This window comes from Exiguobacterium sp. TNDT2 (assembly GCF_003331145.1).
Classification (GTDB): Bacteria; Bacillota; Bacilli; order Exiguobacteriales; family Exiguobacteriaceae; genus Exiguobacterium.
In genome coordinates, this window is the sequence record NZ_QLVE01000002.1 from 118,257 (window position 1) to 132,286 (window position 14,030).

General features: G+C 54.6%; 14 protein-coding genes. 4 read left to right on the forward strand and 10 right to left on the reverse strand.

Annotated features, from left to right (window positions below; genetic code table 11):
- Positions 1–33: 33 nt before the first annotated feature.
- The 7 genes from DPV68_RS02250 to ypfJ all read right to left on the reverse strand — a co-directional run bounded on the left by DPV68_RS02250 (position 34) and on the right by ypfJ (position 6,387).
- Positions 34–537 carry a YwhD family protein gene (locus DPV68_RS02250; protein WP_114165214.1) on the reverse strand — a complete coding sequence of 168 codons (504 nt, stop codon included), beginning with the start codon at positions 535–537 and terminating at the stop codon, positions 34–36.
- Positions 538–594: 57 nt separating this feature from the next.
- Positions 595–1,647, reverse strand: coding sequence for a DUF871 domain-containing protein (locus DPV68_RS02255; RefSeq protein ID WP_114165215.1), 1,053 nt, complete (start codon positions 1,645–1,647; stop codon positions 595–597).
- Positions 1,648–1,701: 54 nt separating this feature from the next.
- A complete protein-coding gene (locus DPV68_RS02260) occupies positions 1,702–3,075 on the reverse strand; it encodes a PTS transporter subunit EIIC (protein WP_114165216.1) in 1,374 nt (457 codons plus the stop codon).
- Between the two features lie 12 nt (positions 3,076–3,087).
- The gene (gene murQ, locus DPV68_RS02265) at positions 3,088–3,981 is read right to left on the reverse strand and encodes an N-acetylmuramic acid 6-phosphate etherase (protein WP_114165217.1); all 894 of its coding nucleotides are present in this window, start codon (positions 3,979–3,981) and stop codon (positions 3,088–3,090) included.
- Positions 3,982–4,121: 140 nt separating this feature from the next.
- Positions 4,122–4,577 (reverse strand): GNAT family N-acetyltransferase, encoded by a 456-nt coding sequence (locus tag DPV68_RS02270; RefSeq protein WP_114165218.1) that lies wholly within the window; start codon positions 4,575–4,577, stop codon positions 4,122–4,124.
- Positions 4,574–5,422 carry a MurR/RpiR family transcriptional regulator gene (locus DPV68_RS02275; RefSeq protein ID WP_114165219.1) on the reverse strand — a complete coding sequence of 283 codons (849 nt, stop codon included), beginning with the start codon at positions 5,420–5,422 and terminating at the stop codon, positions 4,574–4,576. Before DPV68_RS02275 ends, DPV68_RS02270 begins: the two co-directional genes overlap by 4 nt.
- Before the next feature lie 107 nt (positions 5,423–5,529).
- Positions 5,530–6,387 carry a KPN_02809 family neutral zinc metallopeptidase gene (gene ypfJ / locus DPV68_RS02280; protein WP_114165220.1) on the reverse strand — a complete coding sequence of 286 codons (858 nt, stop codon included), beginning with the start codon at positions 6,385–6,387 and terminating at the stop codon, positions 5,530–5,532.
- Between the two features lie 164 nt (positions 6,388–6,551).
- On the opposite strand from ypfJ, the gene DPV68_RS02285 reads away from it, so the two are divergent.
- On the forward strand, positions 6,552–6,740 hold the full coding sequence (locus DPV68_RS02285; protein ID WP_114165221.1) for a 2-hydroxymuconate tautomerase: 189 nt from the start codon (positions 6,552–6,554) through the stop codon (positions 6,738–6,740).
- Positions 6,741–6,780: 40 nt separating this feature from the next.
- Here DPV68_RS02285 and DPV68_RS02290 read toward each other — a convergent pair whose 3' ends face one another.
- Positions 6,781–8,367 carry a Na/Pi cotransporter family protein gene (locus DPV68_RS02290; protein ID WP_114165222.1) on the reverse strand — a complete coding sequence of 529 codons (1,587 nt, stop codon included), beginning with the start codon at positions 8,365–8,367 and terminating at the stop codon, positions 6,781–6,783.
- A gap of 23 nt (positions 8,368–8,390) precedes the next feature.
- Positions 8,391–9,686, reverse strand: coding sequence for an HD domain-containing protein (locus tag DPV68_RS02295; RefSeq protein ID WP_114165223.1), 1,296 nt, complete (start codon positions 9,684–9,686; stop codon positions 8,391–8,393).
- A 100-nt stretch (positions 9,687–9,786) separates the two neighbouring features.
- On the opposite strand from DPV68_RS02295, the gene DPV68_RS02300 reads away from it, so the two are divergent.
- The 3 genes from DPV68_RS02300 to DPV68_RS02310 are packed head-to-tail and all read left to right on the forward strand — an operon-like array spanning position 9,787 to position 11,832.
- Complete coding sequence (locus DPV68_RS02300; protein WP_114165224.1) at positions 9,787–10,635, forward strand: lipoate--protein ligase family protein; 849 nt, start codon at positions 9,787–9,789, stop codon at positions 10,633–10,635.
- 4 nt (positions 10,636–10,639) lie between these two features.
- A complete protein-coding gene (locus DPV68_RS02305; protein WP_114165225.1) occupies positions 10,640–11,485 on the forward strand; it encodes a DegV family protein in 846 nt (281 codons plus the stop codon).
- A complete protein-coding gene (locus DPV68_RS02310) occupies positions 11,485–11,832 on the forward strand; it encodes a hypothetical protein (protein ID WP_114165226.1) in 348 nt (115 codons plus the stop codon). The genes DPV68_RS02305 and DPV68_RS02310 overlap by 1 nt, the downstream gene beginning before the upstream one ends.
- A 40-nt stretch (positions 11,833–11,872) precedes the next feature.
- Here DPV68_RS02310 and DPV68_RS02315 read toward each other — a convergent pair whose 3' ends face one another.
- Complete coding sequence (locus tag DPV68_RS02315; protein WP_114165227.1) at positions 11,873–13,822, reverse strand: glycoside hydrolase family 3 protein; 1,950 nt, start codon at positions 13,820–13,822, stop codon at positions 11,873–11,875.
- Positions 13,823–14,030 lie beyond the last annotated feature (208 nt).

Sequence of the window (14,030 nt, forward strand, 5' to 3'; positions counted from 1 at the left end):
AAAAAGATTGGAGACCGAACCGGTCCAATCTTTTCACTCGGCATCGAGGCGCGCAAGCTCAGTTTGTAGTTCGATTGATTGCTCCCAAATCTCAGGACGATGTTCTTTTAAAAATGCGGCTAGCAAGTTGCGTGACGGTGCATCCATCATGTCAATCAGGATGCGGCCTTTGAGCGATTTGTCCATCTGATTCACATGGTAAGGCAACAGCTTGTATCCGCGCCGCGCCTCGAGGTCGACCGACATATCACACGCCGCGACACCGCCATAATAGAATCCTTCCGGCTTCCGACCGACCGTGACCCAGACGATCCAGTACGGTTTGCCGTTCGGCACCGCTTCTGGGTCGGTCAAAAACTTGATGCGTTTCTCGATCGCCGACTTGGCATGCATCGCTCCCATATCGATGACCGCGGTCCCCGCCTCGACATCGATGATAACGGGAGACATATTGTTCAAACTGAGCGAACCGACCCCAAAACCACCATGGCCATCGGTCGAATCGTCAGCGACGATATTAAAATTAATCTCTTTCATGGACTTCCCTCCCTCTCTACTGTACACAAAAACAAGGGAATGTGGCAATCCGGAACGTCAGCACCACTCGATTCGAAACTTTGTGCCCGGTCCGATCGCCCGGATGAGCGGCCGGTCTGCCTCGATGACGCGTCCCAGGACATTGACCCGTTCATCTGCCAATAAATCGCGTTTCGTCACTTGCAACTCGCCGGCGTAGCGCCCGTACTTCGCATTATCGACCGTGATTGTCCCGAGCGGACGCGGTTTCGCTGCCATCGGCTCGAGCAAAAGGTCCCCCGGACGGCCATAGCCCCTCGATTCGACCGAGCGGATGACGTCACGTGCGGGGTCCATCCGGTTCGTCTGGACACGATAGAAGGCGGCCTCGATTGTCGTCTCCGCTTTGGCCCGGAGGACGAGCATGCCGTCGGCGTGTGAGGCGAACTGTTCGATCGTCTCGTCAGCAAGTCCCGGATCACCAATCAAGATGCGATCGACGCTATCGGCGAGGTCCAAGTAACAAGCGAACGTCGACAGCGTCCGATGGTCCTCGAGCGTCGGCAACCGTTCGAACAACGGTCCGCGGAGCGTCCCGTCTCCAGGGATGAACGCCTGGATCTTCAATCCCTGCCGCTGCAGCCAATCGTTCTTAGCCTCGAACCAGTCTCGGTCGAGTCCCGTCTCCGGTCGCGGATAGAAATTGTGCCACGCCTCGACGTTGTCCGTCACGAGACCGCATCGCTTCATCTCCGCGAGTTCGCTTTCTGTGAGCGTACTCGCATTAAGCGCGACCGTCATCCGCGTCGACAAGTCGGCGACTTGTTTCGGCATCACCCCATAATCGACGCGCAGCCCGGTCACGCCCCACTCGACGAGCGTGTGGGCATCATCCCACGTCTTGCCGAGTGCGGCGAGCGACGTCGGTGCGATATCGGCGAACAGTTCCATGTGGAGTTCGCTCGCGAGCGTCCCGAGGTCACGGAGCCGTTCCGTATACACCGATGGATCGTCCTCGGGGATATGTAGCGAGGTGAACATTGAAGTGAAACCAATCTCGCGCATGCGCCCGACCCATGTCTTGAACTGTGGTGTGAGCGGTTCACTCAAATAAACCGATAATCCTTTCATCAGAAAACCCTCCTCATCAAATGAAAAGGCGACTCCAAAGAGCCGCCTCGGTTATTAAATCCCGTCCGCCATTTCTTCTTTGAAGCCGAAGAAATACGTGAAGATGAAGCCGGCCGTATACGAAATGACAAGACCTGCAATATACGTCAAGTACATACCGTTGTCGATGAGCGGCGTGAGCGAAAGACCTGAGACCCCAATCCCGAGTGCTGCCGTCTTCATCGTCGCTTGGAACGCACCGCCGACCGCGGCTCCCATACAGGCCGTCAAAAACGGACGTCCAAGCGGGAGCGTGACCCCGTAAAGGAGCGGCTCACCGATGCCAAGGAATCCGACCGGGATGGCCCCTTTGATGATGTTGCGGAGACGTTGATTGCGCGTCTTCACAAAGATGGCGAGCGCCGCCCCGACTTGTCCGGCCCCAGCCATCGCCAAGATTGGCAAGAGTGCCGTATTTCCGACCGTGTTTAACAGTTCCAAGTGAATCGGTGTGAGTCCGTGATGCAACCCGACCATGACGAGCGGTAAGAAGAAGCCAGCGAGTACAGCCCCGGCAAGCGGTCCACCGACTTCAAGAACTGCATTAAGTCCTTGCATGATCCCGTCTGACAACACGCCTGCGACCGGCATGATCGCATAGAGCGCCGTGAAGCCGACGACGAGGACCGTGAGAAGCGGTGTGAAGATGATATCGACCGCGGTCGGCATGAAGCGACGCACGTGTTTCTCGATATACGTCATGAGCCAAGCGGCAAAGATGACCCCGAACAACCCACCCCGTCCGACGACGAGCGGTTCCCCGTAAATGGTGATGTCTGCGAGCATCGGGTTAAAGAGGATCCCCCCGGCAATGGCCCCGAGAACCGGCGTCCCGCCGAACTCTTTTGCCGTGTTCCAACCGACGAGAATGGCGAGGTAGGCAAAGACCGTGCTACCGAGCAATAAAAGGATTTGCATCCACGTTTCGGTCGGGTCGACGCCGGCGTTCTTGGCGAAGTTGGCAGTTCCATTAATGATTCCTGAAGCAACAAGTCCCGGAATGAGCGGGATGAAAATGTTCCCTAAGCGACGCAAGAAGCGCTTGAACGGCGACTTCTGTTTGTCTTTCACTTTTTGACGCTCGATGGCCGCCCGTTCGTCCGGTGTCAAGTTCGCGTCGACCGACTCTTCCCCGATAGCGAGCCCCGTCTCACGACTGAGATGGTCCGCTACGCGATTGACCGTCCCCGGGCCGACGACGATTTGCAACGTCTCGTCATCGATGACACCCATGACCCCGTCAATTTGTTTCAAGGCGGCAAAATCCGCTTTCGTCGGATCTTTGAGCGCCAAGCGCACGCGCGTCATACAGTGCGCGAGTTGACGAATGTTGTCTTTCCCCCCCACATGCTCGAGTATCGCATGTGCAAGAACCTCTTCTTTCTTCATCTCGAATCCCCCTTATAATGCGTCACGGACGAATCCGTTCGCACGCTCTAATCGCTCGACTGCCTCCGCATGCGGGACATCGGCTAAAATCATGACGATCGCCGTCTTGACGTGCCCACCGGATGAATCGAAATAACGCGCGGCCGTCTGTTCGTCGACCCCTGTCGCTTCCGCAATCATCCGTTTGGCCCGTACTTCCAACTTCTCGTTCGTCGGTTGCACGTCGACCATCAGGTTTTGATACACCTTCCCGATCCCAATCATCGACGCCGTCGAGATCATGTTGAGGACGAGTTTTTGTGCCGTCCCTGCTTTCAAACGGGTCGAACCGGTCAACACCTCCGGACCCGTCTCGACTTCGATTTTATACTCGGCGTGGTCGCTGATTGTTGAGCCCTTGTTACAAGATAGCGCGGCTGTCGTCGCGCCGACTTCGCGGGCGTAATCGAGTCCGCCGATGACGTATGGCGTCCGGCCACTCGCCGCGATCCCGACGACCGTGTCCTTCTCGCTCAAGTGAAGCGCTTTCAAATCGTTGATTGCCAAATCCTTGCTGTCTTCTGCTCCCTCGACGGCTTTAATGAGCGCGCGCTCGCCTCCGGCGATGAGTCCGACGACCATGTCCGATGATACGCCGAACGTCGGCACACATTCTGCCGCATCCAAGATACCGAGCCGTCCGCTCGTCCCTGCTCCGAGATAAATCAACCGCCCGCCTTGTTTGAAGGAGCCGATGGCACACTTCGTCACTTCGGCAATGGCCGATAGCTCTTCTTTAATGATGTGCGGAATCGTTTGATCTTCCTCGTTCATGACCAGAAGGAATTCCTCGATCGTCATGTCGTCCAAGCGCATCGTTCGCTCATTCCGTCTTTCAGTAGCCAGTTTGTCTAGCATCGCCACCATCCTTTCTTCTCTCTCATTTTATTGTACTAACTTGAAATTATAAGTCAAATATATTTAAAAAAATAAGGAAATAAAATTTCATCAAATGTCAGGCGTATACATATCTAAGGAAAACGCCCGGCCCTAGTGAACCGAGCGTTCTAACTGATGACTTTTTTCAGCACGTGGACGCGGTCGCCCCGTGCCGTGACAGAATCTTTTTCGTACACATAGCCTTGCCGCTCCCAAAAGCGGCGCGCCCGCTTATTGTGCGGTAAGACCCCGAGTCGGAACACCGTCTGAAAAGGACACATATATTCCTGCTCAAGTTGCTCATATAACCGTTGCGCAACACCGGTACCATGAAATCTCTCCTCGACGACGAACAAGCCGAGCCAGAGCGACCCGTCGATCGGATGTTTTTTCAACAAATCAACGACCGCGATGACGTCCCTTTCTTCAAAGACGAGGCTGACGGTCCCTTCGGCTTCAAAGTCGGTCAAATTCTCGTCTCGAAACGCTTCCGGTGTCTGTCCGTTCAAGCTCGCAAACGCCGACTGCTGCAACAAGAAAGCCGCGACCTTGTCGCGCCACGTTGCGTCATAAACGTGAATCATCGGCGCAACTTCACCATCTCGTCACGCGCCTCGGCGTAGCGATCAATCAACCTTTCGCCTTTCCGGTGCAATAGCCCCATATAGAGCGTATCGATAATCGTCAACTGCGTCATCCGGGAAGCGATGCTCGCGATGCGGAAATCACGTTCGACGCTCGGTGTGCAGAGACGGACGTCCGCCTCCCGATAGAGCGGGGATTTATCGAGGTCCGTGATGGCGACGACCGGCACTTTTTTCTTCTTGGCGAAACGGACGAGTTCGAGCACATCTTTCGTCCGTCCCGACGTGCTGATGGCGACGAACACGTCGTTCGGTCCGAGGTGCGGGATGAGTGACAACATGTAATGAAAGTCTTGCGACGTCTGGGCCGCATAGCCTAGTTTCGTAAATTTATACTGGGCGTCGTATGCTGCCGTCGACGAGCCGCCGACCCCGTAAAACACGACCCTGTTCGCGCGGGCGAACAGATTGATTGCGTGCTCGAGTTCGCGCTTGTCCATCGCCTCGGCGCATGCCTCAATCGCCTTCTTGTTCACGTGAATGACTTTTTGGAATGAGTCATAAGGTGTATCTTTCTGTTGCAACACGTTGAAGTCGGTGAGCGTGGTCTCGGTGATGGCTAAGTCTTTGACGAGGGCGAGCTTGAACGATTTGAAGCTATCGATGCCGACGACGCGGGCGAAGCGGACGATACTCGCCTCTGATACGTCCGTCTTTTGCGCGAGTTCTTTTGTCGTCATATTCGGAACGAGCGTCGAGTGGGTCAAAATATAGTCTGCGATTTTCTTCTCGACAGACGTCATCTCACTTTTAGCGAGTTCGATTTTTTTGAGTAAGGATTCCATCGGGTTATCCCCTTCCTACTTCTAGTTTCTGTTTCCATGATAGCGGATTCTTTCTGCACAAGCCAATTTGGATATGAAAAAGGTCAAGCCGTAGCTTGACCCAATCGTTATAAGTTTTTAGCATTGAATGTGTCACCGCCCTGAATCGTCCCGTTTTGGAACCCTTTGTCGAACCAGCGTTTCCGCTGATCAGACGTCCCATGGGTGAACGAGTCTGGCGTCACATAGCCGCGTGCCTGTTTTTGAAGCGTGTCATCCCCGATTTGATGCGCCGCGTTCATCGCCTCTTCGACATCTCCAGCTTCGAGGTAACCCAACCCTTGAGCGTGGTGGGCCCAAACGCCCGCATAGTAATCGGCCTGAAGCTCGAAGCGGACCAAATATTTATTGAACTGCGTCTCACTCATCTCGTTACGGAGCGGCATAATCTCATCCGTCGTTCCGAGCAGTGTCTGCACGTGATGGCCGACCTCGTGGGCGACGACATATGCCATCGCAAAGTCACCCGGTGCATTGAAGCGCTGGCTCAAGTCATCGTAAAAACTCAAGTCGATATATAATTTCTGATCACCCGGACAGTAAAACGGCCCGACCGCTGACCCAGCAATTCCACACGCCGATTCGACCTGGTCTTTATAGATGACGAGCGTCGGCTCCCGATACGTCAATCCGTTCTCCGCGAAAAGATCGGTCCATACTTCCTCGGTATCCCTTAGCACGACCGACACGAAGTCCGCCATCTCTTCTTCCCGGGCTGACCCTTCATACGTGCCCGATGTCTGTTGTGGTTCTCCGAGTCCGATGTTGTTGACGATGTCCCCTGGATTACCACCATTGAGCAAGGTGAAGACGATGACTAAAATCAGTCCGAAGCCTCCGCCGACCCCCGCGATTCCCCTCCCGCCGACACGTTGTCCCCGTCGATCCTCGACGTTCCGACTTGCTTGTCTGCCTTTCCATTTCATGCGCCTGTTCCTCCTACGTCTAGTCTGTCTTGTTCCATACCCGGTTTGAAGCCATTTCGCACCTGTATTTTTTATTTCCGTCGTTCCTTTTCCTGATTTTGTTCTTTTCACACCATCTTCGTTTCACTAAACTGAAAGAGAACGAATAAAAAGGAGGAACCTATATGCCATACGTAACTGTCAAGATGCTTCTTGGCCGTACGGTCGAACAAAAGCGCGCGTTGATTGAAAAAGTGACAGACGCCGTCTCGGAAACGACGAACGCACCGAAAGAAAACATCACCGTTTTTATCGAAGAGATGGACGCAACGCACTACGGCCAAGCCGGCGTTATGCACGCGGACAAGAAGTAACCAACACGACCGCCCTTCCAACTCGGAGGGCGGTCGTTGTTTAGTCTTCTAAATTCACTTCAAACCGCTCGTTCGGCACGGTCGGCTTAATGAGATGACGCGTCGCACGCCAAATGTGATAGCCGATCCGGTCGAGCCAGAGAAGGGCCTGGACTTTTTGAATCGTTTGGTCCATCTCGAGCTGATTGGCCGCCGTCTCTTCGAGCAGTTCGGCCCGGTGCGCTTTCCTGTATTCGGCAAGTTGTTTTGAGACCGTCTTCCACTGCCGCGACTCTTCCGGAGGCGTGTGATGATTGAGCGTCTCGACCATATCGAGTTCATGCAAGACAAGTTGACGTGCGACCAAGAAGTCCGTATCTCGAAGCGCATCGACCGGGTCGACTTCACGCATGACGAACAGCCACCGCTCCAAGTGGTCGATTGTATGAAGCAACGATACGTGCTGTCCATAGTCGTTGCGGCCTCGCCCTTCCTCCAATTGAATCGTGCTCAAAAAGACACGGACGTCTCCGAGCGTTTTCTCGACGAGTTGAAGTTCATCGTCGCGTTTTTCACCTTCCGTCAGCAACAGTTTCGTCTCGTTGCCGAGATACCGCTCAATCTCAATCAAAGATCGCCGAGCGGCCTCGAGCGCGACTGTCGGAATGCGGGCCATGTTTGGGTTTAAAAAACGGGTCAGTTTCTCGGAGCGGCTCGGAATCCATTTGAGCAGCTGTCGACTGAACGCCTCATGAAACGGCAAAAACGTGAACACCCCGAGCAGATGGAACGACGTGTGGAACAAAGCAAGCCGCAACAATTCGTTCCAGTCGAGGCGCTCGGCCACACCGTTGACTACACCGAACAAGAGCGGGAACGTCAGCCAGCCAATCAGTAAAATCGAGCCGTGGACGAGCAGATGGGCGAGGACAATCCGGCGAGCCGACTTCCAACCTCCAATCGATCCGAGCGCGACGACGAGACTCGTCCCGGCGCTTTGCCCTAGGACAAGTAGACAGGCTTGAGCAAGCGTCACCGTATCGGTCGCAAGTGCCGTCATTGTCAAGACGAGACCAATACTCGACGACTGCAATAAAACAGTCATCAACAGACCCGTACCGAGCAGCGCGAGTTGATGCAACGGTGTGTCCGTTTCCCAACCAGCGAACGAGAACGAGACGACGTCGCGCATCGCCTCTTGAAGCGTCCCGATGCCGACAAAAATGAGGCCGAGTCCGACCATGAGCATGCCGATGCGTTTGACGCGCCGCCCAATCAATCGCAGCGTCATCCCGACCCCGATGAGCGGGAGCAACAGCTCGCGGATGTCCACGTTATAACCTAAGAGCGCCACAATCCATCCCGTCGTCGCGCTGCCAGCGTTCGCCCCAATGACGAGCGTGAGCGCTTGGGTGAACGTCAGCAGGCCGGCACTGACGAAACTGATCGTCATGAGCGTTGTCACGGTCGACGATTGAAACAATGCCGTCATCGTCGCCCCGAGAAACGCACCGGCGACCGGACCTTCCGCCAAACGATTCAACCGTTGCCGGAGCCGTTCCCCGGCCATGTTTTTCAACGTATCCGTCAACAACATCATCCCGAGCAGGAAGATGCCGACCCCGCCGACCAATGTTCCGACCCCCATGGTGTCACTTCCTTTTCAACGATTCAATCCCCTCGTAGCGTTGACAACATCCATGTCTTTTCTGACGCATACTCTTTCAAATTAAGGAGCACGTCCTCCGGATAATAGATTTTCTCGTCGGATTGTCGTGAGTTCAAAATCGATTGGACGAGCATCGACACTTCCGAAATCTCACGTCGGTCGCCGTCATTCATTTGAAGGTAGATGCCTTCATATTTTCCGTGCCCTTTATACAAATCGTACGGCAATTGACTGAGTTGATCCTCGAGCAAATAGTAGCGGGTCGGTAAGCCGATCGCCTCCATCGTCGAACGAAGTCGGGCCATGTAGCGGACGCGGTTCGCTTCTGGAAAGTTTCTATATTTTAACAGACGACGGTTCACGAAACGACTAGCGAGGTCGGCCAAAATCGGGTCCGCCTCATCCATCCATTCTTGAAAATAGAAATAGACGATCGTCTCATCGAGCTTCAAATAATGCTCAAGCGTCATATCTTCATGGTTGAAGATGGGCAAGAAGTGCTTCGGCGTCATGTCGAACGCGTAGCCCGACTCGTACAGTTCTTGCGCGCGCTCGAGCACGGCCTTGAGTAACAAGTCGCTCGACCGCGTCGCCGGGTGCAAGTACACTTGCCAATACATTTGATAGCGTCGCATGATATAGTCCTCGATCGTATGCATCCCAGACTGTTTGACGACGATTTGATCCTCGTCCGGACGCAATACCCGAAGCATGCGCTCGAGATCGAACTTGCCGTAACTGACACCGGCGAAATGGGCGTCGCGAAGCAGATAGTCCATCCGGTCGACATCGAGCTGGGAACTGAGGATGTTGACGAGCAGGCGGTTCGGGTGCGTCTTATTGATGATGGCCGCGACTTCTTCCGGAAAACCGACGCCCATCTCGGACAGCACTTTGTTCACTTCCGTGTCACCGAGGATGATGCGTTCGGTCCACACCTCGTGGCGGACGGCGAAGACGTGCTCGAACGCATGCGAGAACGGACCGTGTCCGACGTCGTGGAGCAGAGCCGCTGCGAGCAACAACTCCCGGTTCCGGTCGTCCCACTCCGGATACTCGTGGAACTGGTCGATCAGCTGTCGGGCAATCTCATAGACGCCGAGCGAATGATGGAAACGTGTATGCTCGGCCCCATGGAACGTCAAAAATGACGTCCCGAGCTGCTTAATGCGACGTAACCGTTGAAACTCTTTCGTGTTGATTAATTCCCAGACGAGATGATCATAGACATATATATAGCGGTGAACCGGATCTTTGAACACTTTCGAACCGGATAATTGACCTCGTGACGTGTACATGACGTTGCCCCCTACGTTTCATTAGTGATTGAATTCGACTTCTAGTCCGTCGTTCCTCCCGTGCTATAATGAAGAGGAACTTATTTATTGAAAAGGAATTATGTATATGACCCATCCATTATTACGACAACCGACCTATCGTGTCATTGATCAGTCTTCGCTCGGCCCCGCCTTTCAAGCCGAGCAATCGTTCGCGACGGACGACACGCTCTGCGCGTCGACAGCGACGTCAGGTGCCGTCCTCAGGGCCTGGGTCCATGTAAACACGGTCGTTCTCGGAATTCAAGACGCCCGGCTGCCTCATTTATCAGACGGGATTCGATTCCTCCAGGAACGCGGCTTCCGTCCCGTCGTGCGAAATTCAGGAGGGCTTGCCGTCGTCTTAGACGCGGACGTATTGAACTTGTCCCTAATTTTACCCGAGAAAGACGGGATTCAAATCGATAGCGGCTACGAAGCGATGACGTCACTCATCCAACTCATGTTTCGAGACGTGACGACCAAGATTGTTCCTGGTGAAATCGTCGGCTCCTACTGCCCGGGCAGCTTCGATTTGTCGATTGACGGGAAAAAGTTCGCCGGCATCTCACAGCGCCGTGTCCGCGGCGGCGTCGCCGTCCAGATTTACTTGAGCGTCCGCAAGAGCGGGAGTGAACGGGCCGCTCTCATCCGTGACTTTTATGAGCGTGCCATCCAAGGTGAAGCGACACGGTTCACTTATCCGGCGATCGTGCCTGAGACGATGGCGTCACTCGAGGACTTGCTTGGGATCCCGCTCACCGTCAACGACGTGTTGCGTCGCGCCTACACTGTCCTCAGCAGCGTGAGCCGGCTGATTCCCGGCTCGCTCGACACGGACGAGCAGGCGACGCTTGTTACCCAGCTCGACCGGATGTGGAAGCGCAATGAACCGATCCGCGAGATTGAACAACAACTAGCAGAGGAGTGAGCGCATGTTTAAAATCATAACCGATACCGGCGCCGATTTGACCCAAGACCAAGTCGTCGAATACGGTCTCGAGATGTTACTGCTTGGTGTCGTCATTGACAATGAAGAGTTTTTAGATGGAGAGACGATTCAGCCGAAAGACGTCTACGATGCGATGCGTGCCGGGAAGACGCCGAAAACGTTCCAAATCGAGGCATCCCAGCTTGAACACTGTTTCCGTCAACATCTCGAATCGGAAATCCCATTTCTGTACCTTGCCTTCTCAGGTGAGCTCTCAGGCACTTATCAGACGGCCGTCATGGTCGGAAACCTTCTTAAAGAAGAATACCCGAACAGCACGTTCCATATTCTTGATACGCGTGCCGCCTCGGTCGGACAAGGACTGTTCGTCAAGACGGTCGCCGAGTATGGTCAAGACCATACGTATGAAGAGACAGTCGCCTACGCGACGTCACTCGTCGGCAAAATCCGGCATTTGTTCACGGTCGAATCGCTCGAGTATTTGATGCGCGGCGGTCGCGTCTCGAAAGCGAGCGCGTTCATCGGGGATTTGTTGACGATTTTACCGCTCTTGACAGTCGAAGACGGCAAGCTCGTCCCAATCGAGAAGGTGCGCGGTCATAAAAAAGTGTTGCGCCGCATCGTCGAATGGATGACCGAGTCGAAACCGCTCGTCGAGGGCGGGCACGTCTTCATTGGTCATGGCGACGACCCGGTCAAAGCCGATCAATTTGAAGCGTTGCTGCGGGAATACATGAACCCGGCGCACGTCACGAAAACGATTGTCGGTTCGGCCATCGGGGCGCACACAGGCCCGGGTCTTCTCGTCGTCGGTTATTTTGAGGCGTGATGAAACGACGCGTTTGGCTCACGACGGGATTACTCCTGCTGATTGGAGCATATGCGTTGTTTCACATCGATGAAGCCCATAAACGACAATTTCTTCAACACTATTTGCATGAATATCATGCACTGTCTGATTCGTCTTATTCATCGCATGCCAGTATCACTCAATTCGGTACCATGTTCCATGTCACGTTAGTTGATGAACCGGACATCATGTACGACTTTTTTGTCAAACGACGCGATGGTGTCATGCATATCGTTTACAGTTTTAATTTGGAACAAGGACACGGTCTCCGCGATCGCGAGTTCGAAACCGTCAACTACGCCATCCTTGATACGTTATTCAAATGACAAACCGCGAGCACCCTCATGGGCGCTCGTGGTTTTTTGTTCATTTATTCCAGTTGCGGAATCCGTCACCGAATTCGAGATGCAAGTCATCTCCGAACAAGCCGTTCTCGACCGTTGGTACATCGACCGGGAGTTTGCCCGTAGGCTTGACTTCACCGAAGATGGCGCGAATGCCGGCCGGGAGGTTCGGTCCTGCCGATTTGGCATTGCCTGCCTCGGAGTCCGGTCCGTTCGGGTCACCTTTGAAGCCGTAGATGATGAGCTGGGCCGGTGCGTCCGGCTGAACCGCCACATCGTACGGGTTACGCAGGCTGAGCAAGACTGACTTCTTGCCCGTCTCGTTCGCGTAACGGAACACTTCGGCCGGCACGTAGTTGTCCGCCGCCGTCGATTTCAGTTTGGCGCTGTTGTTGACGTTCGAGCCGACGATGATATAGTCGGCCGCGTCGAGTTTTTCTTTCAATGCCGGGTTTTGCTCCAAGTGTTTCGTCGATGCCGTATAGTTCGCAGCGATGACGTTCACGTCTTTCATGTTGCCGGCGTTTTTCTCAAGTGACTTGATCGTTTTGATCATGCTGTCCGTCTGATCTTTCGCCGGTGACAAGACGAGGACCGTCTCACCTTTTTTCGGTTTGAACGGAAGCGTCTTGTCGTCGTTTTTCACGAGCGTGACAGCCGCCTCGGCGATTTCACGTTCTTTCGCTTTATGCTCGGCACTGCCGACGACCGCGTTCGCCTCGGCGAGCTTCGCTTCGAGCGTCGTCGTGTCGACCGACTCGTCCCAAATACCGCGTTTCGCTTTGAGCGTCAAAATCCGCTCGACCGCTGCATCAATCTTCGCTTCTGACAGGCGTCCGTCTTCGACGGCCGCGATGACGTCGTTAAAGATCGTCTCGAGTTTCACGACGTCCGCGTTCGACCGCAAGATCGTCGGCATGAGCGCGATATCCACGCCCGCATCGAACGTTTTGATGACCGCTTCGGCTTCCGTGAAGTTATCGGCAATCGCCTGCATGTTCAAGGCGTCCGTGATGACAATGCCGTCATAGCCCATGTCTTCACGCAAGACGCCGGTGATGACATCGTCCGACAACGTCGCTGGGAGCGGGAACGTGCCGCGCGGCGAGTTGACGACTTCATCCTCGATTTGCGGCATCCCGATGTGTGCCGTCATGATCATATCGATGCCTTCAGTGATGGCCCGCTTGAACGGTAACAGTTCGAGACCGCGCAAGTCTTCGAGCGATTTGTCAACGATCGGGAGTCCGTAATGCGAGTCGACCGCCGTGTCACCGTGACCCGGGAAATGCTTCGCCGTCGCGGCGACGCCCTGGTCTTGAATGCCTTGTATCATCGCCGAGCCGAGCTCGCCGACGAGTTCCGGGTCGCTCGAGAACGAGCGTACGCCGATGACCGGGTTAGCCGGGTTGTTGTTGACGTCTAGCACCGGACCGAAGTTGACGTTCACCCCGAGCGCGTTCAACTCCGAACCGATAATATTCCCCGCGTCGTATGCATACTGGCTGCTCCGTGTCGCCCCGAGCGCCATGTTGCCCGGCAAATTCGTGCCCGTTCCGAGCCGTGTCACGATTCCACCCTCTTGGTCAATCGTGATGAAGAGCGGTACGTCGTTGCTTGCGTCTTGTTTGACGACTTCTTGGAGGTCGTGGACGAGTTTCGTCGTCTGTTCGGTCTCGGTCACGTTTTCCGCGAACAAGATGACACCCCCGAGGTCAAACCGATCGATGACGCGTGCTACATCTGTCGCGAGCGCCGTATGGTTCGCCCCGTTCCATAATCGGAAGTCTGGCATGATCATTTGGCCGAGCTTTTGTTCAAGCGTCATCGAATCGAGCTTGGCGTCGACACGCTGCTCGATCGACGGGACCGGTGTCTCCTCCGCCACGACCGCGTTCGCCAGCGGGGCCGATGAGACGAGTAGTGCTGTCGTCAGTCCGAGTGTTGCCGTCCAGTTCAGTGCCTTGTTCATATTCCTTCACTCCTTTCTGAAAGTTTCCCCGACCCCCAAACAAAAAGGCACGGAGGAAGAAGCGTTGCCTCACCAACGCTCGTTCGCCCCATGCCTGATCGTATCAGTTACATATGGTCCTTATTCAGGTGGTCATCGTCAGTATATCAATTCAAAAAATGGGAGACAACACTTCAAATGAAAGCGTAATCATTTTGACATATACAAT